The sequence below is a fragment of the Sphingomonas sp. GW821-FHT09E03 genome, assembly GCF_059416225.1.
Genome location: NZ_JBWKOS010000001.1, coordinates 503,045 through 528,805 on the forward strand (window position 1 = coordinate 503,045; position 25,761 = coordinate 528,805).

Consider the following 25,761-nt stretch of genomic DNA (forward strand, 5'->3'; position numbering starts at 1 on the left):
GCACTTCGAATGCTGATTGTGCTGGTAGCGATCAGCTGCGGAGCAGTGTGTCATGCGGACGGCAACCCTACACGCCCCTCGATCACGCTGGATCGGCGTTTCGAATATATGGTAGCCGACACACGAGCGACGATGCTGGCCAATCCGAAGGGAGCAATCATCAAGGCTGCGGGTCTCCAGCGCTATGCAGCAAATATACGCGACTTGCGGCAACAGGCATTGATGGTCGCCACGGCCGAGTGGTTGCGCGGCGAAGCTAATATCAGGTTGGGCAACATGGCGGCAGGTGCGCCTCTGGTAGCCAGTGCCCTACGCACGGCCACCCGCATCGTGCCGGGATCTACCCTCCAGGGCGACGCGCTTTTGTCTAGCGGCTGGGTTGATACCGAACGGGCCAATCCGGCGCAGGCTCTAGCCGATTATCAAGCCGCCCACGATATTTTCCAAAAGCTCGGAAACAAGCGCAATCAAGCCAGGGCACTGATCCAAATTGCCAGCCTCTATTCCGGTGGCAACGACTATCCGACCGCGCTCCGTTATTACGATCAGGCAATCTCTGCTTATAACGCCGATCCACAGCTCAGCGTGTCACTATATAACAATCGGGGCAACGTACTTAAGGAGTTGGGGCGGTTTCGCGACGCTGAAATGCAGTTTCGCCAGGCGCTTGTATTGGCACGTTCTATGAGCAGCCGGTTGCTGATTGCTACGGTGCTATGCAACGTCGCGAGTTCTCGGCTCCTAACCGGGCGATTGGCTCTTGCAAACCAAGATATCGTCGAAGGCATGCGGATCACAGCAACAGGTGAAGCTGCCGAATTCAGGCCCGTGGTTGTGGCGATCGCCGCCCAAGCCGCGTTGCAGGAAGGAGCGCTTGCCCAAGCCGAGAAGCTGATCGATGAGCGTTTCAGGGGCGTTGATCTCAGTAGGACCACTCTTGTCGATCGCGATGCTCATGAGACGGCTTACCACGTCTACCAAGCGGCCGGTCGGCCCGGTCCGGCGCTTCAGCATCTCAAAATTCTCAAGAAACTCGACGACGAAGCTACCAAGCTCGCCCGATCGACCAACGCGGCGCTGATGGCGGCGCGGTTCGATTTTGCCAATCAGGAGCTCAAGATCGCCAACCTGCAGCGCGACGAAGCGCGGCGGAGCGTCGCCTTCGAGCAGGCGCGCGCGCGCACCCAGCAGCAGATTTTCCTCGGCATCGTCCTCGGCACCGCGATCGTGATCGCGATGCTCGGCTTCGGCATCGTCACCCTGCGGCGCAGCCGCAACCAGGTGAGGGCGGCCAATGAGGATCTCGAGGTCACCAACACCGCGCTCGGCAAGGCGCTGGCGGCCAAGACCGAGTTCCTCGCCACCACCAGCCACGAAATCCGCACGCCGCTCAACGGCATCCTCGGCATGACCCAGGTGATGCTCGCCGATGCGTCGCTGGAACATGACCTGCGCGACCGGCTGAAGGTGGTGCATGGCGCCGGGCTCACGATGTGCGCGCTGGTCGACGACATCCTCGATGTCGCCAAGATGGAGACGGGCAATCTTGCGATCGAGCAGGCGCCGTTCGATCTTCACGCGACCATCGCGGAGTCGACGCGGCTGTGGGAGGATCAGGCGCGCGCCAAGAGCGTGAGCTTCGCACGCAACCTCGCCGACTGCCCGACGATGATCGTCGGCGATGCCGCGCGCACCCGGCAGATCGTGTTCAACCTGCTCTCCAACGCGCTGAAGTTCACCGCCGAGGGCGCGGTGACGCTGACCATCGGCGCGGTCGGTGCGGATCGCTACCGGATCAGCGTCAGCGATACCGGCATCGGCATCCCCGCCGACAAGGTCGACGAAATCTTCGAATCATTCCGCCAGGCGGACACCAGCACCACCCGCCACTATGGCGGCACCGGGCTCGGCCTCTCCATCTGTCGCAAATTGGCGCAGGCGATGGGGGGCGATATCGGCGTCTCGAGCGTCCCCGGACAGGGCTCCACCTTCACCGTCGAGCTGCCGCTCGTGCCGGCGCCCGTCCCGGCGGCGCCGTGCGAGCCGGGCACGCCCGGAGATACCTGCCTGTTGATCGTCGATCGCAATCCGATCACCCGCAGCATGCTCAAGACCTTGACCGCGCCACACGCCACCGGGGTAGAGCTAGCCGGTTCGCTGGTGGACGCGAACGCTCGGCTGGCCGCAGGCGGTATTGCGCAGGTACTTGTCGACGCTGGTGTAATGGACGAGCAGAACTCGGCGGATCTGCTGCGATCCTTGGTCGCGCTAGGCGCGCCCGTGACGATGCTGTGGCCTCAGGCAACGCTGGCGGAACGGCGCGAATCGCTCGTTGCTGCCGGCGTCAGCCAAATCATCGCCAAACCCGTCAGTGGTACTCAATTGGTCTCTGTACTTTTTCCGGCCGACTCGGCTCCTATTCAGCAGCCGGGTCTTGTGCCGCAGGCAGCATGACGCGTAGACGCGGGTCAATGTCCTGCCCCCTCTCTTCCTGCGGAAGCCGATTACGCGCATGAACGTGCTCTTCATTGAGGACGACCGGATGAACCGGCGCGTTGTCAAGGACATGCTCGATGTTGCGGGCGCCACGATGGCTGAAGCCGAAAGCGCGGAAGAAGGGTTGCAGGCGCTCGACGAACAGCATTTCGACATGCTGCTGGTGGACCTGCGAATGCCCGGCATGGACGGCATCACCGCGATCAAACACATCCGCGCGCGCGGCGATGCCAAGGGCAGCGTGCCGATCATCGTGATCACCGCCGACACCGCGCTCGACCTGCGCGAGCGCTGCCTGATGGCCGGCGCCGACGAAGTCCTGTTCAAGCCGGTGGCGATGGATGCGCTGTTCGAGGCGATGGGCCGGATCCTCGCGCGCGACGCCGGCGGCATGATCAACTAGCAGCATATTTCACGCCCCTGGGCGGCGCAGTGCTGCCGATCAGTCCGGGCGCCGATCGCGGCCGAGCGTGGCGGCGAGTGACGTGCTGGCGCTGCCGCGGCGCGCGGGCTTGGGCTGGCGGTCGTCGGGCGACCAGCCGGTGAGGAAGACAATCTCGAAGGTTTCGTGGGTGCGACCGTCGGCATCGGCGGCGTCGGCGAAGGCCGCGGCGGCGCGGGCGAGCGCTGCGCGCGTCAGGGCTGATCGGGTGGTCAGCAAATTGGTCGCCGCCATGCCGCGCAGATCGTCCAGCAGGCCGCCGATGCTGCGATAGGAGACGTTGACCGTCTCGACATCGGCGACCGGCAATGCGAACCCGGCGCGCATCAGCAGGTCACCCGCCGCGCGGACATCGATCTGCGGATGGAGCCGCGCCGCCGGGCGCTCCTGCTCGGCGCTGCGCAGCGCGGTCCGCAGTGCGCCAAGGCTGCCGGCGCCGACGAAGGCCCCGAGGAACAGTCCGTCGGCGCGAAGGCTGCGACGGATCAGCGACAAGGCGCCCGGCAGATCGTTGACCTGATCGAGCACGCCCGCGCTGATCACCAGATCGAATGCAGCGTCGGCAAAGGGCAGATGATCTTCCTCAACCTGCACGCCGCCGCTGCGCGCGGCGAAGGCGAAGCCCGGATCGGCCCGGGCGATGTGCGCATCCGGCAGCATCAGATCGGCCTCGAAGCTGCCGAGATCGAGCACGTCGGCGAACGACCGCTTTACCGCGGCAAGCCGCTCGGCGATGCCGTCGAGCATCACCGAGCGCAGGAAGGCGTGGCGGGGATAGTCGCCGGCCGCGGCGCGATCGCGCCGGCGGCGCCGCGCGGCGCGATCGAAGATGTCGGGAGCGTTCACGGCCCGGCTTGTGCCCGCTCCCGGCGCGCGCGACAAGAAGGCATGAACGGCGCGGGCAGGGGAGGGCTGGCAGGCGTGCTGGGCGGCGCGGTCGCGCTGGCGCTGCCGCCGCGCTGTGGCGGCTGCGGCGTGCCGGTGGCGGCGGATCATCGCTTCTGCGCCGGCTGCTGGAGCAGCCTGCGCTTTCTTGCCCCGCCGTGGTGCGCCGGCTGCTGCAGGCCGTTCGCCTTTGATCGTGGCGACGGCGTGCTGTGCGGGCAGTGCCTGGCGATGCCACCGCGCCATGCCGGGGTGCGCGCCGCGGTCGCTTATGGGGAAGTCGCGCGGCACCTCGCGCTGAAACTGAAATATGGCGGTCGCACCGGTGTTGCCGAAACCATGGCGCGGCAAATGGCGCGGCTGGTGCCGCCCGAACTCGACCTGCTGGTGCCGGTGCCGCTTCACCGCTGGCGGCTGTGGGCGCGCGGCTACAATCAGGCGGGGCTGATCGCGACTGCGCTGGGCCGGCGAAGCGGATGCGCGGTGGATCTCACTGTGCTCGCGCGGGCGAAGCGGACCCCGGTGTTGCAGGGGCTCGATCGGCGCGCGCGCGCTGCCGCGGTGACGGGGGCGTTCCGGATCTCTAATCGCGGCAGGATCAAAGGGCGGACGATCGGTCTCGTTGACGACGTCTATACCAGCGGCGCGACGGCGGCGGCATGCACCGCCACGTTGCTCGCGGCAGGGGCCGCCACAGTGACGATCCTCTGCTGGGCGCGCGTGCTCGACGAGGCGACGATCGACTGAGCGGTGGACGCGGATTGACAAGCGCGCACCCAGTCCACACCTCTGGGCCATGGCCAAAGTCGAAATCTACACCAAGGCATTCTGCCCTTATTGCACCCGCGCGATGCGGTTGCTCGCCGCCAAGGGCGTGACCCCGGAGGAGACCGACATCTCGATGGGCGGCCCGCAGCGCGCGGCGATGATCCAGCGTGCCAACGGCCGCACTACCGTGCCGCAGGTGTTCATCGATGGCCGGCATATCGGCGGATCGGACGATCTCGCCGCGCTCGATGCCCGCGGAGGGCTGGACCCGCTGCTGGCGGCATGAAGCTTGCGCTGCTGCAGATGACCAGCGGGATCGATCCCGCCGGCAATGCGGCTGATCTGACCAGGGCGATCGAGGCCGCGGCCGCAGGCGGGGCGGCGATGCTGTTCACGCCGGAAATGTCCGGGCTGATCGATCGTGATCGCGTCCGGGCGGCGGCATCGATCGTCGGCGAGGACGCGGACCCGGTGCTCGCCGCGGTGCGGGCGGCGGCGGCGCGCGTTGGCATCTGGGTGCATCTCGGCTCGCTGGCGATCCGCCGCGACGACGGGCGCTATGCCAATCGCGGCTTCGTGATCGATCCCGATGGCTCGATCCGCGCCCGCTATGACAAGATCCATCTGTTCGACGTCGATCTGGCGAGTGGCGAAAGCTGGCGCGAGTCGGCGAGCTATGCCGGGGGCACGGCGGCGGTGATGGCGGCGACGCCGCTCGGCAGCCTCGGCCTGTCGATCTGCTACGACCTGCGGTTCCCGGCGCTCTATCAGGCGCTGAGTGCGGCCGGCGCCGAGCTGCTGGCAGTCCCCGCCGCTTTCACCCGTCCGACCGGCGAGGCGCATTGGCATTGCCTGCTCCGAGCCCGCGCGATTGAGAATGGCTGTTTCGTGATCGCCGCTGCCCAGGCGGGAGTTCATGAGGATGGCCGGGTCACTTATGGCCATTCGCTGGTCGTCGATCCCTGGGGGACGGTGCTGCTCGACATGGCGGAGGCGGCAGGATTGGGCTTCGTCGACATCGATCCGACGATGGCGGCGGCGGTGCGCGCGCGGATTCCGGTGATCGCGCATCGACGCTCGATCGCGCCGGTCGAGGGCGGCGGATCGTGATCGTGTTCGATCTGCGCTGCGGCGGCGGCCATGTGTTCGAGGCCTGGTTCGGCTCGAGCGCTGCTTATGAGGCCCAGGCTGCCGCCGGGCAGGTCGCGTGCCCGCTGTGCGCCGACACCCGGGTCACCAAGGCGGTGATGGCGCCCAACATCCCCGTCAAAGGCAATCGGCGTGATGCGCCGGTGGCGCAAAAGACGCAGAATGTTGGAACGCCGGGATCGGCGCCAACCGTTGCTTCCGATCCGGCGGTGATCAAGCAAGCGCTGACGATGCTCGCCGCGGCGCAGGCCAAGGCGCTCGAAGGATCGCAATGGGTGGGCGGCAGCTTCGCGACGCAGGCGCGGGCGATGCACCTCGGCGAGGTGGCGACCAGCCCGATCCACGGCCGGGCCAGCCTTGCCGAGGCGCGGGCGCTGGCCGACGAAGGCGTGCCGATCGCGGCCCTGCCATTGCCCGTGGTACCGCCGGAAACCTCCAACTGAGCCGCCGCGCCGCTTCGCGCGGAGGCTGGACCGATCGGTGCCGGGCGGATATCTAGACCCGCGTGACTCCGTAGCTCAGTCGGATAGAGCATCAGATTCCTAATCTGGGGGCCACTGGTTCGAATCCAGTCGGGGTCACCACCTCCCTCGCCATCGCCATCGCCATCGTTCGTCAGTCGGGCGCCCTGCCGCGCCGGCGGCGGCGGGCTTGGCTCCCCGTCAAATTAGCTCAGGCGTATCGCAGCTACTTGGCGCGATTGACAAATCCACTTTCGGTTAATCGGCGTGAAAGAATTGCGTACTTCTACGGCGTATACGTGAACATCGTGATTAGCTACCAGAGGCTATAGACGTCGAGGGGATCGGTGTCGTGACCGTTAGTGTAGTGACGGCGATACCGGGTTATCGGTAGCAAGATGATCGGCTTGAAGTCTGCTGAGTCGAGTCGGTTGGGGCCGGTTGGCGTGTGAAAGCACAACCAAAACGGATGAGATTGTAGTTAAGTCAGAATAGATTGCGCCCGATCGCCGATATAGTGACCAGCTCGAGGCTGGCGGTGGCAAGATCATGGCCGATGGGATGATCACCTATGGATGATCAGGGATCGGTCAGGGGACAGCAGGGGAGAGGATTAATGTTGCACGGGGTGGCGCTGTATCGTGGCGCCGATCCATCTGTGGCCGCCAAGTCCAAGGCAAGGTCGCGCGGCGCGCGCGCGGCCAAAACCGACCTGGCCATTACCGATGTGGTGGTCACGGCCTTGTCGACCCATGACGTCGTCGTCGCCGACGGGGCTGGGCCGGGGGGCGCGCTCAGCGTTGGCGAGAGGCTGGTGGTCGATCTTGCCGGGATCGGCGAGCGCGCGGCGACGGTGATCGCGGTCGATCAGCCGGGTTACCGCCTGGCGTTCGTCGCGCCGCTGTCCCCTGCGGAACTCGCACTGGCGCGGCGCTTTGATGGCGCGCTCGACGACGAGCCACAGCAGCATGACAACGACGCGGCAACGGGCCTTGCCGTGATGGTGCCTCCCTATCCGGAGCCGGTGGTGGGCAAATATGCCGGCGCGGTGAGGGTGCTGCTGGCAGCGGGCCTGGCGGCTGGTGCCTGGGCGGCGGTGCTTGGCATGATCCGGCTGCTGCAATCGTAAGCGCGGGCGACGATGCCCTCGGCGCCGTCGGTCGAGCGCCGGCCATCCGGCGGTGAATCATTCCCCTTTGTCGGCGCGAACGCGCCGCGGTTGTAAAACCACTGCAACATGAGGGCCGTACGGGCCATGGCTGAGCTCCCTCCCGGAGCGCCTGGACCGATGCGATGTATCCTGGATGCACCCCGAGCGCTGTGACGCTGTTCCGCGGCGATGTGGCCCGTCATGTCGATTAAGCCGGCGAGCAACTGGCCCAAGCCGCTGACCTTCTGGGTCTATGTTGCTGCCGGGGTCGCTCGGATCATTGCTTCGGCGATCGCCATGCCGTTTCTGTCGCTGCCACGGCGCTGAGCCGGGCTGCCGCGTGCCGCGGCATCAATGAGCGGTATTCGTGGACGGCATCGCCGCCGATCGCCCATGTCTTCCGGGAACGCCGCCGGCCCATGCGGGCGGCGTTCCCTGGTCGAACCGGCCTTCAGGCCTTGACGTGCTGCGAGATGTACTTGTTCATCTCGAACATCGTCACCTTGTCGCGGCCGAATACCTTCTTGAGCTTCTCGTCGGCGAGAATCTCGCGCTTGTTCTCGGGGTTCTGCAGGTCGTTGGACTTGATATAAGCCCACACCTTGCTGATCACCTCGCTGCGCGGCAGCTTCTCGTTGCCGACCACGGCGCCGAGCTCTTCAGAGGGCTGGACGGGGGCGTGGATGCCGCCGGTCTTTGGTGCAGTAGCCATCGGATTCCTTCCTGTTCGCGCCCGGTCCATTCCCGGCCACGTGAATCACGCCTTTTTCAGCGCGCCCGCCTTGTGCGCTGCCTTGCCGCCGTTGTCACTCTCTACGATAAACTGCGGTTCTTCCTTGGAGGCGCGGACCGGATGACCCTTGATCTGGGTATCGCTGGTCTGCTTTTTCTCGACGGTGCCATGCGCGCTGCCGCCGTGGCTCTTCCAGCTCACCTTGTCGCCGACCTTGGGGTCCGTCATCGTCGCTCTCCTTATTGCTCCACCTGAAGCGCATGACGCCGCCAAGGGTTGCACGAGCCCGGGGTGACGACCCCCGCCTGCCCGTGGTAGCGGCAAGGGCAACGCGGTTCCCGCCGGAACCGGCAGCAGGATGAACGACGTGCAGCAACCACCCGTGCGACCGGCCCATGGCTGATCAACGCGCCACCCCGGACGAGGGCGATCTGGTCGCCGCCGGCGCAACGCCCGCCGTGCCCGCCGATGTCGCCGAGGCGATCCGGACGCTGATCCGCTGGGCCGGCGACGACCCGACCCGCGAAGGGTTGATCGACACCCCACGCCGCGTCGCCAAGGCGTGGAAGGAATATTGCGCCGGCTATGGCGACGATCCCGCGCATCACCTCGAGCGGGTGTTCGAGGAGGTGGGCGGCTATGACGAGATCGTCCTGCTCAAGGACATTCCGTTCCAGTCGCATTGCGAGCACCATATGGCGCCGATCATCGGCAAGGCGCACATCGCCTATCTGCCGCGCGACCATGTCGTCGGCATCTCCAAGCTCGCCCGGGTGCTGCACGGCTTCGCGCGGCGGCTGCAGGTGCAGGAGCGGCTCACCGCCGAGGTCGCGGATTGCATCTGGGACAATCTGAAGCCCCAGGGTGTCGCGGTCGTGATCGAGGCCAGCCATGCCTGCATGACCGCGCGCGGTGTGCGCACCCCCGGCGTGACGATGGCCACCAGCCGGATGATGGGCGTGTTCCGCGACGACGAGCGCAGCCGGAAGGAAGTGTTGTCGCTGATGGGGCTGCGCGGGTGAACCGAACCGTGCTGGTGACCGGCGGCGCCAGGCGGTTGGGGGCGTGCATCGTCCGCCGGCTGGCCGCCGACGGGCATCGGCCGGTGATCCACTACGGCAGTTCGGCGGATGCGGCGGAGCGACTGGCCGATGAGGTCGGCGGCGCGACGGTGCAGGCGGACCTCGCCGATGCAGCCGCGGTCGCCGGGCTGATCGACGCGGCACGGGCCGCGAGCGGCAGCGCGATCGACGGGTTGGTCAACAGCGCCTCGCTGTTCGAGTATGACGCGCCCCAGGCGATCGATCGCCCGCTTGCCGAGCGGCTGCACGCGATCAACCTGCTGGCCCCGGTGCAGCTTGCCGCGGCGCTGGCGGCGCAACGCGACATCGCGGAAGGCGCCGTGGTCAACCTGCTCGACCAGAAGGTCGCAAACCTGAACCCCGATTTCTTCTCCTACACGCTGACCAAGATCGCGCTTGCCGGGGCGACGACGATGCTGGCGCAGGCGCTGGGCCCACGGATCGCAGTCAATGCGGTCGCGCCCGGCCTGTCGCTGCCGAGCGGCGACCAGAGCGACGAGGAGTTCCGGGCCGTCGCCTCGACCAACATGCTGCAGCGCCCGGTCGACCCCGACGATGTCGCCGCGGCGGTGGCGTTCCTGATCGGGGCGCGCGGCATTCATGGCGGGACGGTGTTCGTCGATGCCGGCCAGCGTTTCCTGGCGCGGCCACGCGACGTGATGTTCGAGCGCGCGCGTGGCTGACTATCTGATCATCCTCGACGCGCTGGAGGTGATGATCCGCCTCGGCATCCACCCGCGCGAGGCCGAACCGCAACGCGTGATCATCTCGGTCGAAATGACGGTGCGCTACCCGCAAGCGCCGGCCGAGGATGCGATCGACGAGGTGCTCGATTACGATTTCGTTCGCGAGGGCATCCTCGCGCTTGCCGTAGGCCGCCACTTTTCACTGCAGGAAACGCTGTGCGAGGCGATCGCCGCCTTATGCCTAGCCGATCCTCGCGTCACCCAGGTGAGCGTGCGCACATCAAAGACCGATATCTATCCGGATGCGCGGATCGGCTGCGCGATCGTGCGCACCCGCGGCTGACGCTGCTGCGGTCGCGCACCATACCCGAAAACCAAAAAGAATTTAAGGAACGCTTGCAACCGGTCCCGTTTTGAAACATTGATCACATGCCGGCAGCAAAAGCGCCGCAGGAACAATGCAGGAGAGATGAGCGTGAACCGTCAGTTGCCGTATCAGCCGTCGACCAACCATCCGTTCGGCGCCCATGGCGTCCTGATCGCCATTCCGATGAGCCTCGCTCTCTGGGCCGTGATCGGCGCCCTTATCTTCTGATGATGACGACGGCCGGCGGGGAACGCCGGCCGGATTGATGACCGGCGCTTCGTCGCGGTTGTTCGACGTGCAGACAGGGCGCGGGCAGCGCGCCAGGGTTGAGGCATAGACCGCGGTTGATGCCGCGTCCGATCCTCCCACATCCTCCAGATACCGTCATCTCGATTGTCGCGAGGTCCGGACGACGCGCGCCACGAGGATATCCCACTTTCGCTGGGGTGGCGGCTCGTTGGTCGATGCATGTCTGCTTGCGACATCGATCAGTCGTCCGGTTCCATCATGCCATCCCGCATCGAAGAGCCGGTCGCGGTGAACGGCCTGCCACGGCATTGCCGCGCAGGCCCCCTCAGTCAGATGCGATTCGCCGCGCTGAGTACGGCGCGGACGCTGGCGGTGGCGATGTCGGTGTCGAGACCGACGCCGAACACCGTGGCGCCGCTCGCGGTGCGGCATTCGACGTAGGCCGCGGCCTGGGCATCGGCACCATGGCCGATCGCATGCTCGTTGTAATCGACCACGTCGAGGGCGGGGCCGGTCTCTCCGAGTGCGGCGACCACGCCCGAGATCAACCCGTTGCCGCGCCCCGAGATCGAGCGCTCGGCCCCATCCACCGCGACCCGGCCGACGAACAGGCGATTGCCGGCGCCGCCGCTTTCCTCATAATCGCGCAGCACGAAACGATCGTCGGCGCGTGGCAGATAGGTCGCCTCGAACCGGCCCCAGATGTCGGCGGCGTTGAGCTCGCGGCTGGTCTCGTCGGCCATCGCCTGAACGTGGCGGCTGAAATCCGCCTGCAGGCGCTTGGGCAGCTTGAGCCCCTTGTCCTGCTCGATCACCCAGGCGACGCCGCCCTTGCCGGATTGCGAATTGACGCGGATCACCGCTTCGTAGCTGCGGCCGAGATCGGCGGGATCGATCGGCAGATAGGGCACTTCCCACAGCCCGTCGTTGCGCGCGGCCTGAGCCGCGAAGCCCTTCTTGATCGCATCCTGGTGGCTGCCGGAGAAGGCCGTGAACACGAGGTCGCCGGCATAGGGCGTGCGCGGGTGAACGGGAATGTTGGTGCAGTAATTGACGGTGTTGACGATGCCGTCAATGTCCGACAGGTCGAGCCCCGGCGCCACGCCCTGCGTGTACATGTTGAGCGCCACTGTCACCAGATCGCAATTGCCGGTCCGCTCGCCATTGCCGAGCAGGCAGCCCTCGACACGGTCGGCGCCCGCCATCAGCCCGAGTTCGGCCGCGGCGACGCCGGTGCCGCGGTCGTTGTGCGGGTGGAGGCTGATCACCACGCTGTCGCGATTGCGGATGTGCCGGCCGAACCATTCGATCTGGTCGGCATAGACGTTCGGCGTCGCGCATTCGACGGTGGCGGGAAGGTTGAGGATCAGCGGGCGCTCGGGGGTCGGCTGGAGCACATCCATCACCGCCTCGCAGACCTCCACCGAGAATTCGAGCTCGGCGGTGGAGAAGGTCTCGGGGCTGTATTCGAAATGCCAGTCGGTGTTGGGGTGCGCCGCGGCCTGGTCTCGCAGTACCTTGGCGCCATCGACCGCGATCTGCTTCACCTGCGCGCGATCCATGTTGAACACGATCTTGCGCCACGCCGGGCTGACGGCGTTGTAGACGTGAACGATCGCCTGCTTGGCGCCGTCGAGCGAGGCGAAGGTGGTCTCGATCAGGTCGCGGCGCGACTGAGTGAGCACCTGGATGAAGACATCATCGGGGATACGATCGTCGCGGACCAGCCCCGAGATGAAGTCGAACTCGGTGGCGCCCGCCGAAGGGAAGCCGACTTCGATTTCCTTCAGCCCGACCTTGAGCAGCAGATCGAAGAAGCGCGTCTTCTTCTCCGCGTCCATCGGATCGATCAGCGCCTGGTTGCCGTCGCGCAGGTCGGTGGAAAGCCAGCGCGGTGCCTGGGTGATCGTGCGCCCGGGCCATTGCCGATTCGGCAGGTCGATCTGGGGGAAGGGGCGGTATTTGCTGGAAGGATCGCGCAACATGGAAAAACTCTCGGGTCGGCACGGGGCAAGGCCCCACACGGGTCGCTGATATGTTCGAGTAACCCCTCAGGGGCAGGCGCGGCCTCGCCGCGCGGCAGCCCCTAAGGGCGCGTAAGTCGAAGCGTCAGGCGGAGAGTGCGGGTCACGGCGGGGGTTCTGACGCAGCACTCGGGGCTTGTCCAGCCATCTCATGACCGTGTGCATTACCGTTGATTAACCAGGTGCCGGCTAGAGGAAGAAGGGACCCGATGCTGTCCCACTAACCTAGGTCGGAAATGCACCATGCGGCAACTCGTCTATATCAGCAGCGTCCACCCGCAGGTGAGCGTCGATCCGGCGGCCATCCTCGCGGCCTCGCGGCGCAACAACGCGCGCGCCTGCGTGACCGGACTGTTGTTCTTCGATGGCAAGCGCTTCCTCCAGGCACTGGAGGGTGACGAGGCCCAGGTCGAGGCAACGTTCGCGCGGATCATGAAGGACGGGCGGCACCGGGCGGTGGTGGTGCTGTCGGACCGCATTGTCGAGCAGCGCGAGTTCGGCGACTGGGCGATGGCCTATAACGCGCCCGCGGATACCGCCGATGCGGCATTCGAGCGGGTGGTGACGCTGGCGGCGGGTGCCAGCCCATCGGTACGCGCGACCTTCGAGAACTTCGCCAAGGTGCGCCGCGCCGCCTGACCGGCACGGCACGTCGCGCGGCCCCCGGGGGCGCCGCGCGACCCGATGGTTACTTGGCGGCGAAGGCGGCGTGGATGTGCAGCTTCACCTCGTCCGAGACGACCGGCGCATAGGCGCCGACGCCGAAATCGCTGCGCTTGATCGCACCCGTGGCGCTGAAGCCGAAGTTCAGCTGCTTGTTCATCGGGTTGGTCCCTGCGCCGACGAAGGTTGCCTCGAGAGTCACCGGCTTGGTCTGGTCCTTGATCGTCAGGTTGCCGACGATCGTCGCCTTGTTGCCGGCGTGGGGCGTGACGCTGGTCGAGACGAAATGCGCGGTCGGATACTTGGCCGCATCAAAGAAGTTGGTCGACTGCAGATGCTCGGCGAACAGCGGGAAGCTGACGCCGGGCTTGGTCATGTCGAAGGTGACGTCGACCTTGGTCGCGGCGGGCTTGGCGGGATCGATGGTGATCGTGCCGGTCGACGGGCCGAACAGGCCTTCGAGGATCGAGAAGCCCATGTGGTTCACTTCCCACGCCACCTGGGTGTGCGCCGGATCGACGGCATAGGTGCCCGCGGTGATCCGCGACGCGGTCGCGGCGCCGGGCTGGCTTGCGGTCGAGGGGATGATCTGGGCGACGGCGGGCACCGCGAGGGTGGCGGCAAGGGCAGCGGCGAGGGCGTAGCGCATAGGGTCGGTCTTTCGACGGAGTGGTGATAGCCCATGGTGGAGCGTTGCCTGGGTGCGGTCAAACCCCCGCCGCGGCAACGGATCGTTTCGGGGGTGATGACCGAAGCGGGTGCCGCCGAACGACGAGCCCTTCTCCATCATGCTGAACTCGGTTCAGCAGCCATAGCCAGCGCCTGCCGACTGGACGGCGGAGGTAATGGATGCTGAAACAAGTTCAGGATGACGGAGAGGGGGAGAAGCCCTTAGTTCTTGTCCTTGTCGACCAGCTTGTTGGCACCGATCCACGGCATCATCGCGCGCAGCTCGCTGCCGATCTTCTCGATCGGATGCGCCGCGGCGGCCTTGCGGGCGGCCTTGAGCTCGGGCTGGCCGGCGCGGTTGTCGAGCACGAAGTTCTTGACGAAGCGGCCACCCTGAATGTCGGCGAGGACGCGCTTCATCTCGGCCTTGGTCTCGGCGGTGATGATCCGCGGGCCGGTGGTGATGTCGCCGTATTCGGCGGTGTTGGAGATCGAATAGCGCATGTTGGCGATGCCGCCCTCATAGAGCAGGTCGACGATCAGCTTGGTCTCGTGCAGGCATTCGAAATAGGCCATCTCGGGCGCATAGCCGGCCTCGACCAGCGTCTCGAACCCCGCCTGGATGAGGTGGGTGATGCCGCCGCACAGCACCGCCTGCTCGCCGAACAGATCGGTCTCGCATTCCTCGCGGAAGTTGGTCTCGATGATGCCTGACCGGCCACCGCCGACGCCCGAGGCATAGGCCAGCGCGACATCATGGGCGTTGCCGCTCTTGTCCTGGTCGATCGCGATCAGGCAGGGTACGCCGCCGCCGCGGACATATTCGGAGCGGACGGTATGGCCGGGCCCCTTGGGCGCGATCATGATCACGTCTAGATCGGCGCGCGGCTCGATCAGCCCGAAGTGGACGTTGAGGCCATGGGCAAAGGCGAGCGCGGCGCCCTGCTTCATATGGTCGTGGAGGTCGGCGGCGTAGATCGCGGCCTGATGCTCGTCGGGTGCGAGGATCATGACAATGTCGGCCCAGGCCGCGGCTTCCTTGTTCGACTTGACCGCAAAGCCGGCGTCGATCGCCTTCTTGGCCGTGGCCGATCCCTCGCGCAGCGCGATCGCGACATCCTTGACGCCGCTGTCGCGCAGGTTCTGGGCGTGGGCATGGCCCTGGCTGCCATAGCCGACGATGGCGATCTTCTTGTCGGTGATCAGGTTGAGATCGGCGTCGCGATCGTAATAGACACGCATGGGAAAGGTCCTTTCGATGAGATCTTCGATGGCATGTCGTCATGCTGAACTCGTTTCAGCATCCATGGCCCATTGGGTGCCGCGCATCGGGCGGCGAGGGCTGGGCCATGGACCCTGAAACAAGTTCAGGGTGACGAAGAAGGAGAGCGGATGCTGTAAGCTTACGCCGCTTCGCGCCCGCGGGCGATGGCGACGATGCCGGTGCGGGCGACCTCGATCAGGCCGACCTCCGCCATCAGCTCGATGAACTTGTCGATCTTCTCGCGGCCGCCGGTCACCTCGAACACGAAGCTCTCGATGGTCGCGTCGACGACGCGGGCGCGGTAGACGTCGGCGAGGCGCAGCGCCTCGATCCGGTGGTCGCCGGTGCCGCGCACCTTGACCAGCGCCAGCTCGCGCTCGACATGCGCGCCCTGCGCGGTGAGGTCGGTCACCGAATGCACCGGCACCAGCCGGTCGAGCTGGGCGATGATCTGCTCCATCACCGGCGGCGAGGCCGTGGTGACGATGGTGATCCGGCTCACCGCCTTGTCCTCGGTGATCTCGGACACCGTCAGGCTCTCGATATTGTAGCCACGGGCGGTGAACAGGCCGGCGATGCGGGCGAGGATGCCCGGCTCGTTGTCGACGACGACGGCGAGCGTGTGGCGCTCGGTGGTTTCGGTCTTGATGTGCACTAGATCGTCACCCCGGCGACAGCCGGGGTCTCCCTGTTAGATGAGCGTGCGCCTGCGGCCTGCGATCCCGGGCGGCGCCGGGGTGGCGGCTACACCAGCGCCTTGGCCTCGTCGTCCATCTCGCCCGACACCTCGTTCGCCTGGAGAATCATGTCGGTATGCGCCGCGCCGCTCGGGATCATCGGGAAGCAGTTGGCGAGCTTCGCCACCCGGCAATCGACCATCACCGGGCCGTCATGATCGAGCATCGCCTGGATGCCATTGTCCAGATCGCCCGGCGCCTTGATGCGGATGCCCTTCCAGCCATAGGCTTCGGACAATCGCACGAAGTCCGGCAGGCTCTCGCTGTAGCTTTCCGCGTAGCGCGACGAATAGGTCAGCTCCTGCCACTGGCGCACCATGCCCATATATTCGTTGTTGAGGATGAACACCTTGACCGGCAGGCGGTATTGCGTGGCGGTGGCGAGCTCCTGGATGTTCATCTGGATGCTGGCCTCGCCGGCGATGTCGATCACCAGCGCCTTGGGGTTGCCGAGCTGCGCGCCGATCGCGGCGGGCAGGCCATAGCCCATGGTGCCGAGCCCGCCGCTGGTGAGCCACTTGTTGGGCCCTTCGAAGCCGAAATGCTGGGCGGCCCACATCTGGTGCTGGCCGACCTCGGTGGTGATGATCGGCGAGCGGGCATGGATCGCCTCCCACAGCGCACGGACGGCGCGCTGGGGCATGATCTCGGTCGCCGATTCCGGGAAGTCGAGGCTCTTCACCGCGCGCCAGCCGGCGATCCGCCGCTGCCAGTCGACGGTGTCGGGCTTGGGGTGCTGGCGGCTCTTCCAGATCCGCACCATGTCTTCGAGCGCGTGGCCGGCATCGGCGATGATCGCGAGGTCGACGCGGACGTTCTTGTTCACGCTCGACCGATCGATATCGATATGGACCTTGCGGCTGTTGGGGCTGAACGCGTCGAGCCGGCCGGTGACGCGATCGTCGAACCGGCTGCCGATCGCGACCACCAGATCGGCCTGGTTCATCGCCATATTGGCCTCATAGGTGCCGTGCATGCCGAGCATGCCCAGCCATTGCTCGCCGCTCGCCGGATAGGCGCCGAGGCCCATCAGCGTCGAGGTGACGGGCACGCCGGTGAGGCGAACCATCTCGCGCAGCAGCTGGCTCGCCGCCGGCCCCGCATTGATGATGCCGCCGCCGGTGTAGAAGATCGGCCGCTCGGCGGCGGCGATCATGTCGACGAGCTGCTCGATCTGGGTCTGCGGCGCCTTGACCTGCGGGCGATAGGTCTTGTGCTGGATCGGCCCCGGCCTGACGTAGCGCGCCGAGGCGACCTGGACGTCCTTGGGAATGTCGACCACCACCGGTCCGGGGCGACCCGAGGTGGCGATGTGGAACGCCTCATGGATGACGTCGCCGAGCTTCGCCGGGTCCTTGACCAGGTAATTGTGCTTGGAACAGTGGCGGGTGATGCCGACGGTGTCCGCCTCCTGAAAGGCATCGGTGCCGATCAGCGCGGTCGGCACCTGGCCGGTGATCACCACCATCGGGATCGAATCGAGCAGCGCGTCGGTGATCCCGGTGACGGCGTTGGTCGCGCCCGGGCCCGAGGTGACGAGCACGACGCCCGGCTTGCCGGTGGAGCGGGCATAGCCCTCGGCGGCATGGGTCGCCGCCTGCTCGTGGCGGACCAGGATGTGCTTCAGCCGCCCCGACCGGAACATCGCATCGTAGATCGGCAGGACGGCACCGCCCGGATAGCCGAACACGACTTCCACGCCGAGATCGCACAGCGCCTCGACCAGGATGTCAGCTCCGCTTTTTTCTGCCACGTTCGTCGTCCCCGATGGTGTATACGCTGTTTGCGGAAGCGGCGGCTAGCGGTTAATAAAGTGCGCGTCAACCCAGCTGACTATAACAAGCTTTCAATAGCCGATGTTAATTCGCAACTTTCGGTCGTTCTGATCCATTGTTCGGGTGGTTGATTGCGAAACCAGGTGAATTGCCGCTTGGCATAGCGGCGGGTGTCGAGCTGCAGCCGGGCGAGCGCCTCGGCGCGAGACAGGTTGCCCGCGAGGTGGTCGGCGAGCGGTGCGACGCCGATCGCGCGGCGGATCGGCGCATCGACGGGCACGTCGGTCCGCGCCACCAGCCGGGCGACCTCGTCGAGTGCGCCGCCCTCGATCATCGTGGCGCAGCGGCCGTCGATCCGTGCCATCAGCCGGTCGCGCGGCGGGAGCAGGATCGCCGCGGCGAGGCGTATACGCGCGCCGATCCCGCCGAGCCGCTCTGTCTGCCAGGCAGCGAGCGGCCGGCCGGTCGCCCGCACCACCTCGAGCGCACGGGCGACGCGGGTGGTATCCGCCGGCGCGAGCCGTGCCGCGGCAGCCGGGTCCTCGGCGGCAAGCAGGCGATGCGCATCGGCGACGGGCAATGCGCGGACGTCGGCGCGGACCGCGGGATCGATCGCGGGCACCGGCGCGATGCCGTCGATCAGCGTGCGCAGGTACAGCCCGGTGCCGCCGACCAGGATCGGCAGCTTGCCCGCCGCATGCGCGTCATCAATCGCGTCGCGCGCCTCGCCCGCCCAGCGCGCGGCGGAATAGCCGCCGTCGGCGCCATCGACATGGCCGAACAGGCGGTGGGGCACGCGCGCTTCCTCGTCGGCCGAGGGGCGGGCGCTGAGCAGCTGCAAGTCGGCATAGACCTGGCTCGCATCGGCGTTGATCACGACGCCGTCATGGTCGGCGGCAAGCTGCAGCGCGGCGGCGGACTTGCCGCTGGCGGTCGGCCCTGCGATGAGCGCGACCCTTGGCATGGAGGGACCCTTGTTCACGGCAACGCTGATAGCAGCAGAATCACTGGCCGCAGGGGATCTTTCCGCCGCCGCCGATCGACTCACCGCGGCGGGCTGTGCGCCGGGCAGCGCGGCGTGGCTCGACGAGGGCAAGGCGGCCGACCTGTTGTTCGCGCTCGATCCCGCCGCCGCGCGGGCGGCGCTGGAGGGCGCGGTGGCGGGCATGGACGTGATCGTCCAGCCCTCGCTCGGTCGCCGCAAGGCACTGCTGGTCGCGGACATGGATTCGACGATGATCACGGTGGAATGCATCGACGAGCTTGCCGATTACGCCGGGATCAAGCCCGAGGTGGCGGCGATCACCGAGCGCGCGATGCGCGGCGAGCTGGATTTCGAAGGGGCGCTCGATGCGCGGGTGGCGCTGCTCGCCGGACTGGACGAGGCAGTGATCGCACAATGCCTGCGCGAGCGGGTGGCGATCATGCCCGGCGCGCGCGAACTGGTGCGGACGATGCGCGCGAACGGCGGCCACGCGGTGCTGGTGTCGGGCGGCTTCACCCGCTTCGCCGAGCCGGTCGCCGCCGAGATCGGCTTCGACCGGGCGATCGCCAATCGGCTGCTGATTGAGGACGGCAAGCTCACCGGCACCGTCGCCAAGCCGATCGTCGGCGCCGCGACCAAGCTCGACACGCTGCTGGCGACGATCACAGCGCAGGGCATCGATCCGCTGCTGAGCCTCGCGGTGGGGGATGGCGCCAATGACCTGGCGATGATCGAACGCGCCGGGCTGGGGGTGGCGTACCACGCCAAGCCGGTGGTCGCGGCGGCGGCGGCCGCGCGGGTGGATCATGGCGACCTGACGACGCTGCTCTATGCGCAGGGCTACACCCGCGCCGAATGGGCCAGCTAGGCCCGCGTCACGCCGGCCGCCATGGCGTGGTCATCCCACCCTGCGTCCGGGATGACCGAACCCCGGATCAGGGCGCGACGACCACGCAGGCGACCTTGCTCGCGGCGCAGGCGCGCTGCGCCGCTGCCTTGTTGGGATAACCGCCGGCCTGGAGCCGAACGACGCTGCCGGCATGCGGATAGGAGGGCTGGGCACCGGCAAGCCGACCACGCACCTGCGCCCATTGGCTCTGCGCATTGGCCTGGCTGCTGAACGCGCCGAGCTGGATCTTCCAGCCGCCGCCCGCGGCGCGCTCGGGCGCCGGCGCGGCAGGCTTGGGCGCCGGTGCAGCATGCGCCGTTACGGCGACGGGTGCCGGGGTCGGCTTTGGCGTCGGCTTCGGCGTCGGCTTGGCGGCGACGATCGGCGCCGGCACGCGGGCCGGGCCGTGGCTCGGCGGCAGCCGCTCCGGGCCGCCGGGGCGCTGCGCCGGGAGCACCCGGGCCTCGCCGACATTGCCGCCAGCGGCCTGCGCCACTGGGCGTGGGCGCGCCGCCAGCTGCTGGGCCAGGGCGACGCCGCGCTCGCGATCGGCGGGCGTGATATATTGGTCCATCTGCGCCAGCGTCTCCGATGCCGATTTCAGCCCCGCCTGCTGGGCGAGGGTCATCAGCGCATAGGCGCGCGGGTAATCGCGCGCCACGCCGTCGCCGTTGAACAACATGGTGCCGAGCACCAGCTCGCCGCGCGGCTCACCCCGCGCGACCGATTTCTCCAGCCACGGCAGCGCCTCAGCCTTCTTGCCGCCCTGGAACAGCGCCAGGCCGTAATTGTCCTCGGCCTGGTAATGGCCCTGCAGCGCCGCCTTGTGGAACCAGCTTTCGGCGAGCGCGAGATCGAGCGGCACGCCGCGACCGAGCTTATACGCCTGGCCGAGGTTGAACTGTGCATCGGCATCGCCCGCCACCGCGGGGCCGCGCCACTGGTCCACCGCCGCCTTGAAGTCACCCTTGGCCCAGGCATCCACCCCGGCCTTGACGTTCTGCGCACCGGCCGGAACCGCCGCCAGCCCTGCCATCGTCAGCGCCGCGCCCGCCATCATCGCCGTGCCCGCGACCCGCCCGATCAACCGCATCGTTTCCATCCTGTTTACTGCTTCAGGTCATCATGCCCCGGCGCGGCCCCGATGCAAAGCCCGGCGGCGACGCGATCCTTCGCGTCACCGCCCCGCACCTGTGGGGCCGTTAACCCCAAATTAGCCCCGACATGGCAGTCATGGTGCCAGATAGTGGGGGTTAAGGGGCCTTATGCGCGTTCTCGCGATGGCATCGCAAAAAGGTGGATCGGGCAAGACGACCCTGTCCGGGCATCTCGCCGTGCAGGCACAGATGGCGGGCCACGGCCCGGTCGTGCTGATCGACATCGATCCGCAGGGCAGCCTGGCGGACTGGTGGAACGAGCGCACCGCGGAATATCCCGCCTTCGCCCAGACCACCGTGGCGCGGCTCGCCGCCGATCTCGAGGTGCTGCGCCAGCAGGGCTTCAAGCTGGCGATGATCGATACGCCGCCGGCGATCACCATGGCGATCCAGAGCGTGATCAACGTCGCCGAGCTGGTGGTGGTGCCGACCCGCCCTAGCCCGCACGACCTGCGCGCCGTCGGTGCCACCGTCGACCTGTGCGAGCGCGCCGGCAAGCCGCTGATCTTCGTCGTCAATGCCGCAACCCCCAAGGCGCGGATCACCTCCGATGCCGCGGTGGCGCTGTCGCAACATGGCACCGTCGCGCCGATCACGCTCCACCAGCGCACCGATTTCGCGGCCTCGATGATCGACGGCCGCACCGTGATGGAATGCGATCCCAAGGGCAAGTCGGCCGCCGAGGTCGCAGCCTTGTGGGGCTATATCGCCGATCGCCTCGAAAAGAACTTCCGCCGCACCGTGTTCAGCGTGCCCACCGTCGGCGCCGGCTTCGGCCAGCGCCCGCAGGCCGGCGGCTTCGGCCGCCGCGTGGTGGGAGGGTGAGCATGTTCGGTTCGTCCAAACCGATGGGCTCGCTGTCGTCGGGTCTGCTCGCGCGCAAGGGCCAGGCGCGCCCGGCGATGCGCCCCCAGGGGTTCGGCGGCTTCGGCGGGGTGACCCAGGGGCTCGACGATCTCGGCTGGAACGACATGGGTGGCCGCGACGCGGCTGGCGAGCCGATCGTCCAGCCCGTGGCCGCTGACGCGCCGGCACCCGAGGCGCTCGCGCCGGTGGTCGCGGCCGAACCGGCAGCGCCGGTACTGGCAGCAGTGCCGGACGCCACCAACGAACCGATCCCGACCGTGCTGGTCGAGCGCGAGGCGCTGAAAGCGAAGGTCGAGGCGCCCGCCGCGGTCAAGTCAGTATCGCTGCCGACCGCGGCGCGGCTGCGGCGCGAAACCCAGCATGCCGGCAAGGCTGCCTTCACCCTGCGCGTGGATGCCGATCGCCACCTGCGGCTGCGGATCGCCACCGCGATCACCAACCGCTCGGCTCAGGATCTGGTGACCCAGGGACTGGATGCGCTGCTCGGCGCGATCCCCGAGGTCGAGGCGCTGGTCTCGCAGCTGCCCCGCGCCGCTGCCCCACGCAAATCGGCGAAGTGAGGAATATTCGATGAAGACGCGCATGATCTTCTCGCTCGGCCTGTCAGCTTTGGTGTTCGGAGGCACCATGATGGGCTGCACCGCCCAAGGCAGCGGCATCGCCTCCGCCAGCAATCGCAACACCACCACCGCCGCCAAGCAGGCCGCGCGCCAGGCCGACAAGGCGCGCAAGGCGATGGCGCGCCAGGATGACCAGGCGGTGATCCATTACGCCGAATCGGCCGTCGAGCTCAGCCCGCGCGACGTCGGCTATCGCCTGCTGCTCGCTCATGGCTATCTGAAGGCCGGGCGTTTCGCCTCGGCGCGGACCGCGTTCACCGACGTGCTCGAACTGACGCCCGACGACGGCCGCGCCGCGCTCAACCTCGCGCTCGCCGAGGTCGCGCTCGGTGATTGGACGCAGGCACGCCAGACGCTGGACGCCCATGCCGCGACCATTCCGGTCAGTGACCGTGGGCTCGCGCTGGCGCTCGCCGGTGATCCCACCGCCGCGGTGCAGTTGCTCAACCAGGCCGCGCGGAGCCCGGGTGCGGACGCCAAGGTCCGCCAGAACCTCGCGCTCAGCCTCGCGCTGGCGGGCAACTGGACCGGCGCCCGCGTGGTCGCCGCCGCCGACATGTCCGCCGCCGACGTCGACGCGCGGCTGCAGCAATGGGCGGCGTTCGCGCAGCCCAAGGGCGCATCGGACCAGGTCGCGACGCTGCTCGGTGTTACCCCGGCGGCCGACAGCGGCCAGCCGGTGGCGCTGGCGCTCAACGCGCCGGCTGCCGCCGACAAGGCGGTGTTGGCGGTGGTCGATCAGCCGGCAGCGGCCGCGTCCACCGCGCCCGCTGCCGTGGCGGCACCGCAGCTCGCCGAGGCGGCACCTGCCGCACCGCCGATGCTCGCCAAGATCGTATTCGCGCCCTCCAGCCCCGTAGTCCAGCCGCTGCCGACCATGATGGTTCGGCCGTCGCGTCCGGCAGTGATGGCCGCCGTGCGGCCGCGGATGGCGCCCGTTTCCGCACCCGTCGCGACGGCGGCAGCGCGGGGCGACTGGGTCGTCCAGATCGGCGCCTTCGCCAACGCCGGCGTCGCCAAGGACGGTTGGGATCGTGCAACCAAGCGCTTCGGGCAGCTCGCCGGGCATCAGCCCACCGGCACCCGCTTCATGTCGCGCGACGGCGCCGTCTATCGCCTGTCGGTGAGCGGCTTCGCCCGCACCGACGCCGACCGCCTGTGCCGCGCCTATCGCGCGTCCGGCGGCGCCTGCTTCGTCCGCCGCCAGGCCGGCGACCAGATGGCGCAATGGGTCAAGGCACCGCTGCAGGTCGCCGCCCGCTAAGGTTTACGATCTACCGTGGAGAGGGATGGAAGCGCCGTCGGGGGAGACCTCGGCGGCGCTGTCTCGTTGGAGGGAGTACATCAGCATGTGGTACTGGAGGCCTCGCGCTAGATCTCCCGCCCGGCCTTCCACAGCCTGAGCACCTTGCCCTGCACCGGCAAACCATCGAACGGCGTGTTCCCTGCCGAGGCGCGGAACGCCTCGCCGACGATCTGCCATGGTGCCGCCTGATCGAACAACAACAGGTCGGCCGGCTTGCCCGGCTCGAGCGTGCCCGCATCGAGCCCGAGCAGCCTGGCGGGATTGGCCGCCAGCAGCGCGAACAGGCGGTCGAGCGTCAGCCGGCCGTCACGGACCAGCATCAGCGCGAGCGGCAGCAGCGTCTCGGCGCCGGCCATGCCGGCGGTCGAATCGGCGAAGGGCAGGCGCTTCTCCTCGGGCCCGCGCGGATCATGGCCGGAGGCGAGCACGTCGATGGTGCCGTCGGCGATTGCCGCCACCGCCGCCTGGCGATCGCTCTCGGCACGCAATGGCGGCGACAAATGCGCGAAGGTGCGGAAATCGCTGACGGCGATCTCGGAGAGGTGGAGGTGGGCGGGGGTGATGCCGCAGGTGACGCGGATGCCGCGGCGCTTGGCGGCGCGAACGAGGTCAAAACCGGCCGCGGTGGTCACTTGACGCAGGTGCAGGCGGGCGCCGGTCTGCTCGGCGAGCATCACATCGCGCGCGATCGCGAGCGCCTCGGCGATCGCGGGCGCGGAGGGCAGGCCGAGCCGGGTCGCGGTCTCGCCATCGGTCGCGACCGCGCCGGCGGTGAGCCCGCCGTCCTCGGCATGGCTGATCACCGCGATATCGAGATCGCGGGCATAAGCGAGCACGCGCGCCATCACCCCCGAATCGGCGATCCAATGCTTGCCGGTGCCGACCGCCTTGGCACCCGCCGAGGCGCAGACCGCCATCTCGGCCATGTCCTTGCCCTCGAGCCCCCGGGTCGCCGCGGCAATCGGGTGGATCCACAGATCGGGCTTGCCGATCAGCGCGGCGCGCTGGACGATGCCGGGATCGTCGAGCACCGGCGAGCCATCGGGCATCAGCGCGACACGGACGATGCCGCCGGCGCGGAACGCGGCGCGGTCGATCTTCGCCACGCCGCAATCGATGATCCCCGGCGCCAGCGTCTTGCCGCCGCAGTCGATCACCTCGGCTTCCGACGGCAGGTCGATCGTTCCCGCCGCGACGACGACGCCGTCCTTGACGAGCAGGCTGCCGGGGCGAACGCCGGCGACCGGGCAGACCAGCGTGGCGTTGACGAAGGCGCGGATCATGCCCAGCCCTCCACGCCGCGGGCTCGTCGGGTCAGCACGTCGAGGCACGCCATGCGCACCGCGACGCCCATCTCGACCTGCTCGGTGATCGCGGACTGCGGCCCGTCGGCCACCGACGAATCGATCTCGACACCGCGGTTCATCGGCCCGGGGTGCATCACCAGCGCGTTGGGAAGCTTGGCGAGCCGCTCGGGCGTGAGGCCGTAGCGCAGCCGGTATTCGCGGCTGGAAGGAATATAGCCACCGGCCATCCGCTCGTTCTGGACGCGCAGCATCATCACCACGTCGGCGCCGACCAGCGCCTCGTCGAAGTTGGTGAACGGCGTCACCCCCATCCGCTCGATCGCGGCGGGCATCAGCGTCGAGGGCGCGCAGACGCGGACCTCTGCGGCGAGCGCGGTAAGCGCGAGGATGTTGGAGCGGGCAACGCGGCTGTGGAGCACGTCGCCGCAGATCACCACGCGCTGGCCGGCGATGCTGCCCTTGCGGCGGCGGATGGTGAGCGCGTCGAGCAGCGCCTGGGTGGGATGCTCATGGCGGCCGTCACCGGCGTTGAGCACCGGGCAATCGACCTTGCCCGCGATCAGCCGCACCGCGCCCGACGACATGTGGCGGATCACGATCACGTCGGCGCGCATCGCGTTGAGCGTCTGCGCGGTATCGATCAGCGTCTCGCCCTTCTTCACGCTCGAGGTCGCGGCGTGCATGTTGACGACGTCGGCGCCCAGGCGCTTGCCGGCGATCTCGAAGCTCAGCAGCGTCCGCGTCGAATTCTCGAAGAAGGCGTTGATCTGGGTGAGGCCCGCGAGCCGCTTGTCGGGCGCGGCATGGGTCCGGTTGGCGCCGATCCAGCCCTCCGCCTCGTCGAGTAGGAAGGCGATCTCATGCGGTTGGAGTCCGTCGATCCCGGTGAGATGCCGGTGCGGGAAAACGGCGCCACCCTGAATCAGGGAAGCGGGGCGGTGGTCCGAGGCTGTCATTAAAGCGCTCGCCTACTGCCGGGCGGGCGGCGACGCAACTGCGCCGTGACGGGGCGGCCAACCGAAGTGTCACG

The 25,761-nt window shown here is 67.9% G+C and carries 28 protein-coding genes and 1 tRNA gene; 17 read left to right on the plus strand and 12 right to left on the minus strand.

All coding sequences use genetic code 11. The features are described 5' to 3' along the window. Positions 1–9 precede the first annotated feature (9 nt). The gene (locus AC07M8_RS02710) at positions 10–2,454 is read left to right on the plus strand and encodes an ATP-binding protein (RefSeq protein WP_495172874.1); all 2,445 of its coding nucleotides are present in this window, start codon (positions 10–12) and stop codon (positions 2,452–2,454) included. Positions 2,455–2,512: 58 nt separating this feature from the next. Then, a complete protein-coding gene (locus AC07M8_RS02715; RefSeq protein ID WP_495172875.1) occupies positions 2,513–2,899 on the plus strand; it encodes a response regulator in 387 nt (128 codons plus the stop codon). Between the two features lie 39 nt (positions 2,900–2,938). Here AC07M8_RS02715 and AC07M8_RS02720 read toward each other — a convergent pair whose 3' ends face one another. Further along, positions 2,939–3,784: a methyltransferase domain-containing protein gene (locus tag AC07M8_RS02720; RefSeq protein ID WP_495172876.1), complete on the minus strand. Its 846-nt coding sequence runs from the start codon at positions 3,782–3,784 to the stop codon at positions 2,939–2,941. Positions 3,785–3,826: 42 nt separating this feature from the next. Here AC07M8_RS02720 and AC07M8_RS02725 point away from each other — a divergent pair, with 42 nt between their 5' ends. From AC07M8_RS02725 to AC07M8_RS02755, 7 genes are all read left to right on the plus strand, one after another. Beyond that, positions 3,827–4,570, plus strand: coding sequence for a ComF family protein (locus AC07M8_RS02725; RefSeq protein WP_495172877.1), 744 nt, complete (start codon positions 3,827–3,829; stop codon positions 4,568–4,570). A gap of 49 nt (positions 4,571–4,619) precedes the next feature. Continuing rightward, a complete protein-coding gene (gene grxC, locus AC07M8_RS02730) occupies positions 4,620–4,877 on the plus strand; it encodes a glutaredoxin 3 (protein WP_267396877.1) in 258 nt (85 codons plus the stop codon). Further along, on the plus strand, positions 4,874–5,701 hold the full coding sequence (locus AC07M8_RS02735) for a carbon-nitrogen hydrolase family protein (protein ID WP_495172878.1): 828 nt from the start codon (positions 4,874–4,876) through the stop codon (positions 5,699–5,701). Before grxC ends, AC07M8_RS02735 begins: the two co-directional genes overlap by 4 nt. Continuing rightward, the gene (locus AC07M8_RS02740) at positions 5,698–6,183 is read left to right on the plus strand and encodes a DUF1178 family protein (protein WP_495172879.1); all 486 of its coding nucleotides are present in this window, start codon (positions 5,698–5,700) and stop codon (positions 6,181–6,183) included. The genes AC07M8_RS02735 and AC07M8_RS02740 overlap by 4 nt, the downstream gene beginning before the upstream one ends. Positions 6,184–6,247: 64 nt before the next feature. Next, a tRNA-Arg gene (locus AC07M8_RS02745) sits at positions 6,248–6,324 on the plus strand. Between the two features lie 448 nt (positions 6,325–6,772). Beyond that, positions 6,773–7,330 (plus strand): hypothetical protein, encoded by a 558-nt coding sequence (locus tag AC07M8_RS02750; RefSeq protein WP_495172880.1) that lies wholly within the window; start codon positions 6,773–6,775, stop codon positions 7,328–7,330. Positions 7,331–7,552: 222 nt separating this feature from the next. Further along, positions 7,553–7,678, plus strand: a complete 126-nt coding sequence (locus tag AC07M8_RS02755) for a hypothetical protein (protein WP_495172881.1) — start codon at positions 7,553–7,555, stop codon at positions 7,676–7,678. 124 nt (positions 7,679–7,802) lie between these two features. Here the strand turns inward: AC07M8_RS02755 and AC07M8_RS02760 are convergent, their stop codons facing one another. Continuing rightward, positions 7,803–8,063: an SWIB/MDM2 domain-containing protein gene (locus AC07M8_RS02760; RefSeq protein ID WP_267396882.1), complete on the minus strand. Its 261-nt coding sequence runs from the start codon at positions 8,061–8,063 to the stop codon at positions 7,803–7,805. A 45-nt stretch (positions 8,064–8,108) separates the two neighbouring features. Further along, positions 8,109–8,312, minus strand: coding sequence for a hypervirulence associated TUDOR domain-containing protein (locus tag AC07M8_RS02765; RefSeq protein ID WP_495172882.1), 204 nt, complete (start codon positions 8,310–8,312; stop codon positions 8,109–8,111). A 167-nt stretch (positions 8,313–8,479) separates the two neighbouring features. Here AC07M8_RS02765 and folE point away from each other — a divergent pair, with 167 nt between their 5' ends. Genes folE through AC07M8_RS02780 form a run of 3 tightly spaced genes read left to right on the plus strand, consistent with a single transcriptional unit; the run spans position 8,480 to position 10,195 of the window. Then, complete coding sequence (gene folE / locus AC07M8_RS02770; RefSeq protein WP_495172883.1) at positions 8,480–9,106, plus strand: GTP cyclohydrolase I FolE; 627 nt, start codon at positions 8,480–8,482, stop codon at positions 9,104–9,106. Further along, positions 9,103–9,849: an SDR family oxidoreductase gene (locus AC07M8_RS02775; protein ID WP_495172884.1), complete on the plus strand. Its 747-nt coding sequence runs from the start codon at positions 9,103–9,105 to the stop codon at positions 9,847–9,849. The genes folE and AC07M8_RS02775 overlap by 4 nt, the downstream gene beginning before the upstream one ends. Continuing rightward, positions 9,842–10,195 (plus strand): dihydroneopterin aldolase, encoded by a 354-nt coding sequence (locus AC07M8_RS02780; RefSeq protein WP_495172885.1) that lies wholly within the window; start codon positions 9,842–9,844, stop codon positions 10,193–10,195. Before AC07M8_RS02775 ends, AC07M8_RS02780 begins: the two co-directional genes overlap by 8 nt. A gap of 602 nt (positions 10,196–10,797) precedes the next feature. Here AC07M8_RS02780 and leuA read toward each other — a convergent pair. After that, on the minus strand, positions 10,798–12,453 hold the full coding sequence (gene leuA / locus AC07M8_RS02785; protein WP_495172886.1) for a 2-isopropylmalate synthase: 1,656 nt from the start codon (positions 12,451–12,453) through the stop codon (positions 10,798–10,800). Between the two features lie 282 nt (positions 12,454–12,735). On the opposite strand from leuA, the gene AC07M8_RS02790 reads away from it, so the two are divergent. Beyond that, a complete protein-coding gene (locus tag AC07M8_RS02790) occupies positions 12,736–13,131 on the plus strand; it encodes a BLUF domain-containing protein (protein WP_495172887.1) in 396 nt (131 codons plus the stop codon). Positions 13,132–13,180: 49 nt separating this feature from the next. Here the strand turns inward: AC07M8_RS02790 and AC07M8_RS02795 are convergent, their stop codons facing one another. The 5 genes from AC07M8_RS02795 to miaA all read right to left on the minus strand — a co-directional run bounded on the left by AC07M8_RS02795 (position 13,181) and on the right by miaA (position 18,564). After that, on the minus strand, positions 13,181–13,804 hold the full coding sequence (locus AC07M8_RS02795) for a YceI family protein (protein ID WP_495172888.1): 624 nt from the start codon (positions 13,802–13,804) through the stop codon (positions 13,181–13,183). 242 nt (positions 13,805–14,046) lie between these two features. After that, positions 14,047–15,066: a ketol-acid reductoisomerase gene (ilvC, locus tag AC07M8_RS02800; protein ID WP_267396890.1), complete on the minus strand. Its 1,020-nt coding sequence runs from the start codon at positions 15,064–15,066 to the stop codon at positions 14,047–14,049. Positions 15,067–15,227: 161 nt separating this feature from the next. Then, positions 15,228–15,743, minus strand: coding sequence for an acetolactate synthase small subunit (ilvN, locus tag AC07M8_RS02805; protein WP_495172889.1), 516 nt, complete (start codon positions 15,741–15,743; stop codon positions 15,228–15,230). A gap of 89 nt (positions 15,744–15,832) precedes the next feature. Then, on the minus strand, positions 15,833–17,578 hold the full coding sequence (locus tag AC07M8_RS02810) for an acetolactate synthase 3 large subunit (protein ID WP_495172890.1): 1,746 nt from the start codon (positions 17,576–17,578) through the stop codon (positions 15,833–15,835). Between the two features lie 80 nt (positions 17,579–17,658). Next, positions 17,659–18,564: a tRNA (adenosine(37)-N6)-dimethylallyltransferase MiaA gene (gene miaA, locus AC07M8_RS02815; RefSeq protein ID WP_495172891.1), complete on the minus strand. Its 906-nt coding sequence runs from the start codon at positions 18,562–18,564 to the stop codon at positions 17,659–17,661. A gap of 10 nt (positions 18,565–18,574) precedes the next feature. Here miaA and serB point away from each other — a divergent pair, with 10 nt between their 5' ends. Then, positions 18,575–19,453, plus strand: coding sequence for a phosphoserine phosphatase SerB (gene serB, locus AC07M8_RS02820; RefSeq protein ID WP_495173134.1), 879 nt, complete (start codon positions 18,575–18,577; stop codon positions 19,451–19,453). A gap of 67 nt (positions 19,454–19,520) precedes the next feature. Here the strand turns inward: serB and AC07M8_RS02825 are convergent, their stop codons facing one another. Then, positions 19,521–20,567 (minus strand): SPOR domain-containing protein, encoded by a 1,047-nt coding sequence (locus AC07M8_RS02825; protein ID WP_495172892.1) that lies wholly within the window; start codon positions 20,565–20,567, stop codon positions 19,521–19,523. 172 nt (positions 20,568–20,739) lie between these two features. On the opposite strand from AC07M8_RS02825, the gene AC07M8_RS02830 reads away from it, so the two are divergent. The 3 genes from AC07M8_RS02830 to AC07M8_RS02840 are packed head-to-tail and all read left to right on the plus strand — an operon-like array spanning position 20,740 to position 23,382. Then, positions 20,740–21,456, plus strand: a complete 717-nt coding sequence (locus AC07M8_RS02830; RefSeq protein WP_267396895.1) for an AAA family ATPase — start codon at positions 20,740–20,742, stop codon at positions 21,454–21,456. Positions 21,457–21,458: 2 nt separating this feature from the next. Beyond that, positions 21,459–22,058 (plus strand): hypothetical protein, encoded by a 600-nt coding sequence (locus tag AC07M8_RS02835; protein ID WP_495172893.1) that lies wholly within the window; start codon positions 21,459–21,461, stop codon positions 22,056–22,058. Between the two features lie 10 nt (positions 22,059–22,068). Beyond that, on the plus strand, positions 22,069–23,382 hold the full coding sequence (locus tag AC07M8_RS02840) for an SPOR domain-containing protein (RefSeq protein ID WP_495172894.1): 1,314 nt from the start codon (positions 22,069–22,071) through the stop codon (positions 23,380–23,382). Between the two features lie 107 nt (positions 23,383–23,489). Here AC07M8_RS02840 and AC07M8_RS02845 read toward each other — a convergent pair whose 3' ends face one another. Both AC07M8_RS02845 and AC07M8_RS02850 read right to left on the minus strand, forming a co-directional pair. Further along, positions 23,490–24,707 (minus strand): dihydroorotase, encoded by a 1,218-nt coding sequence (locus AC07M8_RS02845; protein WP_495172895.1) that lies wholly within the window; start codon positions 24,705–24,707, stop codon positions 23,490–23,492. Then, complete coding sequence (locus AC07M8_RS02850) at positions 24,704–25,687, minus strand: aspartate carbamoyltransferase catalytic subunit (RefSeq protein ID WP_495172896.1); 984 nt, start codon at positions 25,685–25,687, stop codon at positions 24,704–24,706. The genes AC07M8_RS02845 and AC07M8_RS02850 overlap by 4 nt, the downstream gene beginning before the upstream one ends. Positions 25,688–25,761: the final 74 nt, after the last annotated feature.

What these genes read in the sequence shown, in the direction of transcription:
- AC07M8_RS02710 (WP_495172874.1), top strand. Translation starts at nt 10, where the DNA reads ATGCTGATTGTGCTGGTAGCGATCAGCTGCGGAGCAGTGTGTCATGCG.
- AC07M8_RS02715 (WP_495172875.1), top strand. Translation starts at nt 2,513, where the DNA reads ATGAACGTGCTCTTCATTGAGGACGACCGGATGAACCGGCGCGTTGTC.
- AC07M8_RS02725 (WP_495172877.1), top strand. Translation starts at nt 3,827, where the DNA reads ATGAACGGCGCGGGCAGGGGAGGGCTGGCAGGCGTGCTGGGCGGCGCG.
- grxC (WP_267396877.1), top strand. Translation starts at nt 4,620, where the DNA reads ATGGCCAAAGTCGAAATCTACACCAAGGCATTCTGCCCTTATTGCACC.
- AC07M8_RS02735 (WP_495172878.1), top strand. Translation starts at nt 4,874, where the DNA reads ATGAAGCTTGCGCTGCTGCAGATGACCAGCGGGATCGATCCCGCCGGC.
- AC07M8_RS02750 (WP_495172880.1), top strand. Translation starts at nt 6,773, where the DNA reads ATGGATGATCAGGGATCGGTCAGGGGACAGCAGGGGAGAGGATTAATG.
- AC07M8_RS02755 (WP_495172881.1), top strand. Translation starts at nt 7,553, where the DNA reads ATGTCGATTAAGCCGGCGAGCAACTGGCCCAAGCCGCTGACCTTCTGG.
- AC07M8_RS02760 (WP_267396882.1), bottom strand. Translation starts at nt 8,063, where the DNA reads ATGGCTACTGCACCAAAGACCGGCGGCATCCACGCCCCCGTCCAGCCC.
- AC07M8_RS02765 (WP_495172882.1), bottom strand. Translation starts at nt 8,312, where the DNA reads ATGACGGACCCCAAGGTCGGCGACAAGGTGAGCTGGAAGAGCCACGGC.
- folE (WP_495172883.1), top strand. Translation starts at nt 8,480, where the DNA reads ATGGCTGATCAACGCGCCACCCCGGACGAGGGCGATCTGGTCGCCGCC.
- leuA (WP_495172886.1), bottom strand. Translation starts at nt 12,453, where the DNA reads ATGTTGCGCGATCCTTCCAGCAAATACCGCCCCTTCCCCCAGATCGAC.
- AC07M8_RS02790 (WP_495172887.1), top strand. Translation starts at nt 12,736, where the DNA reads ATGCGGCAACTCGTCTATATCAGCAGCGTCCACCCGCAGGTGAGCGTC.
- AC07M8_RS02795 (WP_495172888.1), bottom strand. Translation starts at nt 13,804, where the DNA reads ATGCGCTACGCCCTCGCCGCTGCCCTTGCCGCCACCCTCGCGGTGCCC.
- ilvC (WP_267396890.1), bottom strand. Translation starts at nt 15,066, where the DNA reads ATGCGTGTCTATTACGATCGCGACGCCGATCTCAACCTGATCACCGAC.
- miaA (WP_495172891.1), bottom strand. Translation starts at nt 18,564, where the DNA reads ATGCCAAGGGTCGCGCTCATCGCAGGGCCGACCGCCAGCGGCAAGTCC.
- AC07M8_RS02825 (WP_495172892.1), bottom strand. Translation starts at nt 20,567, where the DNA reads ATGCGGTTGATCGGGCGGGTCGCGGGCACGGCGATGATGGCGGGCGCG.
- AC07M8_RS02830 (WP_267396895.1), top strand. Translation starts at nt 20,740, where the DNA reads ATGCGCGTTCTCGCGATGGCATCGCAAAAAGGTGGATCGGGCAAGACG.
- AC07M8_RS02835 (WP_495172893.1), top strand. Translation starts at nt 21,459, where the DNA reads ATGTTCGGTTCGTCCAAACCGATGGGCTCGCTGTCGTCGGGTCTGCTC.
- AC07M8_RS02840 (WP_495172894.1), top strand. Translation starts at nt 22,069, where the DNA reads ATGAAGACGCGCATGATCTTCTCGCTCGGCCTGTCAGCTTTGGTGTTC.
- AC07M8_RS02845 (WP_495172895.1), bottom strand. Translation starts at nt 24,707, where the DNA reads ATGATCCGCGCCTTCGTCAACGCCACGCTGGTCTGCCCGGTCGCCGGC.
- AC07M8_RS02850 (WP_495172896.1), bottom strand. Translation starts at nt 25,687, where the DNA reads ATGACAGCCTCGGACCACCGCCCCGCTTCCCTGATTCAGGGTGGCGCC.